The organism is Salinisphaera japonica YTM-1 (assembly GCF_003788585.1).
In the GTDB taxonomy this organism is placed as follows: Bacteria; Pseudomonadota; Gammaproteobacteria; order Nevskiales; family Salinisphaeraceae; genus Salinisphaera; species Salinisphaera japonica.
In genome coordinates this window covers 1-4,854 of sequence record NZ_AYKG01000055.1, presented here as the reverse complement: position 1 = coordinate 4,854, position 4,854 = coordinate 1, and the positions used below count along the sequence as shown (strand labels likewise).

3 protein-coding genes are annotated in these 4,854 nt (G+C 62.8%); 2 read left to right on the top strand and 1 reads right to left on the bottom strand.

Annotated features, from left to right (window positions below):
- Positions 1-210: 210 nt before the first annotated feature.
- Complete coding sequence (gene tyrS / locus SAJA_RS13200) at positions 211-1,461, bottom strand: tyrosine--tRNA ligase (RefSeq protein WP_123659137.1); 1,251 nt, start codon at positions 1,459-1,461, stop codon at positions 211-213.
- A gap of 310 nt (positions 1,462-1,771) precedes the next feature.
- On the opposite strand from tyrS, the gene SAJA_RS13195 reads away from it, so the two are divergent.
- Both SAJA_RS13195 and SAJA_RS13190 read left to right on the top strand, forming a co-directional pair.
- The gene (locus tag SAJA_RS13195; RefSeq protein ID WP_245963331.1) at positions 1,772-3,253 is read left to right on the top strand and encodes a peptidoglycan DD-metalloendopeptidase family protein; all 1,482 of its coding nucleotides are present in this window, start codon (positions 1,772-1,774) and stop codon (positions 3,251-3,253) included.
- Entirely contained in the window at positions 3,254-4,405 is a 1,152-nt protein-coding gene (locus tag SAJA_RS13190) for an anhydro-N-acetylmuramic acid kinase (RefSeq protein ID WP_221180245.1), read from the top strand.
- Positions 4,406-4,854: the final 449 nt, after the last annotated feature.

Sequence of the window (4,854 nt, the reverse complement as noted above, 5' to 3'; positions counted from 1 at the left end):
GATTTCGAACACCCAGAAAAACCATCTAAATAGTCGGTCTCGCTGGCCTCGTAACGCTTTGGTTGGCCTCGCCGTTGCCGGCGTTTGGGGCCTCGCTGCGTTGCGAGAGATGCGTATTCTAGGGATTCAATCTCACGGGTCAACAGGTTTCTGTGAAAAAGTTGGCCGTGGTTTCGAAAGCCCGTCATGCCGGGCTTTCCACGTCCCGGTCTACGCAGGCTGTAGAACAACCCGCGCAATTCGTCGCTTGCCGACCTGCAACAAGAGCTCTTGCCCGGCGACGTAGGACACGGATTTGTCGGTCACTACCGCCTCGTCCACACGGACCGCGCCCTGTTTGATCAGGCGCATGCCCTCGCCATTGCTCTGGGTCAGCCCACAGGCGACGAGCAATGCAGCGATCTGCATGCCAGCGTCATCGACGGCGATCGGCGTGACCGCAATATCTTCGGGCACGATCTTGTTGGAAAACCGGGCAACGAACGCGTCGTATGCCTGGCTTGCGGCTGCATCCTCGTGAAATCGGGCCACGATCTCCCGGGCCAGGCGGTGCTTGTAGGTCATCGGATTCTCACCGTTGGCGACCTGAGCCTTGTAGTCGGCCACGGTATCGATCGGCTCGAACGACAGCAGCTCGTAGTAACGCCACATGAGATCGTCGGATATCGACATCAACTTGCCGTACTGCTCGTTCGGCGCTTCGTCGATGCCCACGTAATTGTCCAACGACTTGGACATCTTGTTCACGCCGTCCAAACCCTCCAGCAGTGGCATGGTCAGCACGGCCTGTGGTGCCTGTCCCTGGGCCTGCTGAAGGTGGCGCCCCATGAGCAGGTTGAACTTCTGATCCGTGCCGCCGAGTTCCAGATCCGCATTCAGCGCCACGGAGTCGTAGCCCTGGAGCAGCGGATAGAGGAACTCGTGAATCGCGATCGGCTGGTTGGACTGATAGCGCTTGCTGAAATCATCGCGCTCAAGCATGCGAGCCACGGTATGAGACGAGGCCAGACGAATGAGATCGGCGGCCGAGAATTCATTCAGCCAGGATGAATTCAGCACGACACGCGTGCGCGCGGGATCAAGAACCTTGTAGATCTGAGCCTCATAAGTCCGCGCATTCGCCTCGACCTGCTCTTCGGTCAATGGTTTGCGGGTGACGTTCTTGCCGGTGGGGTCCCCGATACGCCCGGTGAAATCACCAATGAGAAAGACGATGTCGTGGCCCATGTCCTGCAGCCAGCGCATCTTGTTGAGCAAAACGGTATGCCCAAGATGCAGATCGGGCGCCGTGGGATCAAAACCGGCCTTGACGATCAGCGGCGTGCCGTTGACCGCGGCGTTTTCGAAACGCGCCCGAAACTCTGCCTCCGGGATGATCTCGTCCGTGCCGCGCTTGATTTCGGCCCAGGATTGTTCGCTCAACGCTTGCTCCGTGATCGCCGGGTGTTTTGATGGAAACATCAGGCCGGCTTGAAGATATCAATTTGGATCGCCCGCACGCGCGTGCGAGCCGGGAATGCTACCGAATCCGGCAGCCGGCATCCATGCGCGTGCGACTAGCAATGCTGGTTGCGAGCGCGTAAGTGGCTTGATGATTACAGCGCTTGCTGCGCCCCGCCCCGGATCAATACCCCAGGCCCCGGCTTTCCAGACCAACGCGCCGGGCATCAAAAAAGTTGCCAAACCGTTGACACTATGCTCATTTATGGCGTCAACAGCGGGACGCGACAGGGGGCGTTGCGCATCTCGAACCAACAGGACGACGGTGTCTATGGGCAGACTGGTCGATCAGGATTACTTGTGGCTGCGCGAATCAGCGCCGCGCGCACAGCCCGGCCGGCTGCGTCGCTGTCTGCCGTTTGGCCTTATCCCTCTGGCCGCGGCCGGTGTCTGGTACGGCTTCTATACGTCGCCGGACGATAACAAGCAGGCCGATAACACCGCGCCCACCTCTTATGTCGATGATACCGGCCCAGGGCTCGTACCCGCTGTGGCACAGGGCCCGAGCGCTGCCAGCGTGCGACCGGTCAACCTGATTCAACCCTTGTCTCAAGCGCCCGGGGCACCGACAGTCCGGCGCGCGATCGCCGATACGCTGACCATGGCCCCGGCGAGTGATCTCATCGGCGATGCGGCGCATCCGGGCTGGCGTTCGGTAGATATCGAGCAAGGCGACACGTTGTCGCTGGCCTTCGAGCGGGCCGGGCTGTCTTATATGGATTCGCTGCGCATCGCGCACATGCCTGAGCTCGGCCCCTATTTCACGCGCGGCCTGCGGGCCGGCGCGCATCTTCAAGTCGAGGCCGATACCGCCGGGCGCGTACAGAACCTGGTCTACCCGATCGACGCAGCGCGCACGATCACGCTCACCCGCAACGGCGACGCATTCACCGGGGACCTTGCGCGCAAGGCGCTGGAGCATCGCCGTGCCTATGCCCGTGGCGTGATACGACACTCGTTCTACAAGGACGCCGTCGCGGCCGGCCTGTCACGCGAGCAGATCGCCCAGCTGAACAAGGTCTTGTCCTTCGATATCGATTTCGGCCGGGACATCCAGGCCGGTGATCGTTTCGTCGTGGCCTACGACGAGCTGTATCGCGATGGTCAACGCGTGGGAACCGGCCCGCTTCTGGCGTCTGCCCTGAAAGGCCGTACCCACGATGTTCGCGCGATTCGGTATACCGACCCAAGCGGCCACAGCGAGTACTATCGGCCTGACGGCAAGCCCATGCAGCGGTCTTTCGTTCGTGCCCCGGTCGATTTCACGCGTATCAGCTCGCCGTTCAATCTCAAGCGTCGCCACCCGGTACTACACCGGCTTCGGCGGCACGAGGGCACTGATTTTGCAGCACCTCAGGGCGCGCCGATTCGTGCCACCGGCTCGGGCCGCGTGACCTTTCGTGGGCGCAACGGCGGCTATGGCAACATGGTTGAGCTGCGCCACGATCGACACGTCACCATGCGTTTTGCTCATATGTCGCGCTTTGCCCGTGGCCTGTCGGTCGGCGACAAGATCAAGGAAGGCCAAGTCATCGGCTATGTCGGCATGACCGGCCTGGCGACCGGGCCGCACGTGCATTATGAATTCCGCGTGGATGGCAAACCGCGCAACCCGCAGACCGTAAAACTGCCCGGCGAGCCGCCGTTGACCGGTAGCGCCCTGGCGCAGTTCAAAAAGACGGCCACCCCGCTTGTCGCCGCGCTCGATGCCCCGAGCCGCGATATTCAACTGGCCGATGCCGCCGAGCGCTAGGTGTCGTCACGAGATGAGCCTGTTTCGGGCGACCGCTATATCGGGCTGATCAGCGGCACCAGCGTGGATGCCATGGATGCCGTACTGGTCGATTTCACCCCGAGCGGGCCGGGTTTGTGCGTTTTGGCAACCTACAGCGCCCCCCCGCCGCCGGGCCTGCGTGACGCGCTGCTGGCGGCCAACGCTGGCGATCACCGGCTCTCGTTTGTTGAGTACGGCCGGCTCGATCAAGCCGTGGCGCGCTGGGCCTCGGCGGCAGCGCATGCCGTGTGTGACCGAGCCGATGTTTCGCTTGAAAGCGTGGATGCCATCGGCAGCCACGGCCAGACGGTCTGGCACGCGCCGGACGATACGCTGGGCTTCAGCCTGCAAATCGGCCACGGCGCGCGTATCGCCGCTGATACCGGCACGATCGTCGTATCTGATTTTCGCAGCATGGATCTGGCACTCGGCGGCCAGGGCGCGCCGTTGGTCTGTGCCTGTCACGGCGCCCTGTTCGGTCTGCCCGATCAGGCCCGCGCCGTGGTCAACATCGGCGGCATCGCCAACATCACCCTATTGCCCGCCGGTGCGGACACAGACGTGATGCGTATCAGCGGGTTCGATACCGGTCCCGGCAATGGCCTGATGGACGAATGGATACACCGCCATCGCGGCCTGTCTTATGACGCCGACGGCGATTGGGCAGCGGCCGGGCGCATCGATGACACCCTGCTCCAGCAGCTGCTGACCGATGCCTACTTCGCGCGTGCAGCACCCAAGAGCACCGGGCGTGATCTGTTCGGCCTGGCCTGGCTGGAGCAGCATCTGGCGGCTCTCGATCATCGGATAGCTGCTGTGGACGTACAGGCCACCCTGGCCGAGCTGACCGCACGCACGATCGCGGACGGGCTACGAACGATGACGCCCGTTTCCGACACGGTCTATCTCTGCGGCGGCGGCGCCCATAACCGACATCTAATGCAGCGCCTGGCCGTACACGTCGCGCCGGCGCGGGTCGCGACGACCGATGATCTCGGCGTCGAAGGCGACTGGGTCGAGGCGATCGCATTCGCCTGGCTGGCCCGTGAACGCCTGGCCAACCGGCCGGGCAACGCCCCGCGCGTAACCGGCGCCTCGCGACCCGGCCTGCTCGGTGCGATACACGCCTAGGGGCTGTTGCCGTTTCGTACGAGCGCCGCGTTGGCGCCCAAAATTTGGCTAGGCAAGGCGCGAGCCGCGGCTCTGGCGTGCCACGATCAAGGTGAGCAACGCCGCATAGCCAAATTTTGGGCCCAACCCTTCGGGACAAGCGCTGTTTTGCGGCAATCCAGCGTTCTAGCACGCTAGCGCAGAACGACTGCGCGGCGCGTGCTCCGCCTCGTCTTGCCGCAAAACAGCGCTTGGCGCGGACTCGTACGAAACGGCAACAGCCCCTAGACTGACGGCCTTGTTGATCGTGTCCGAAAATCGGTCATCGCTGTCCAGCGGATTATCCTGTCCGCAAATAAACGCGAATAAGCGCAAATAAGACAGAAGGCAAGATACTTCTAACGCCGGCGAACAAGCCTGTTGGCGTTCGGGTTACGGATCATGAACTGCGCCGCGCGTTCGCGCGGGCG

Bases quoted from the DNA above. Each gene is read 5' to 3' on its own strand.
- tyrS (WP_123659137.1), bottom strand. From the start codon at position 1,461: ATGTTTCCATCAAAACACCCGGCGATCACGGAGCAAGCGTTGAGCGAA.
- SAJA_RS13195 (WP_245963331.1), top strand. From the start codon at position 1,772: ATGGGCAGACTGGTCGATCAGGATTACTTGTGGCTGCGCGAATCAGCG.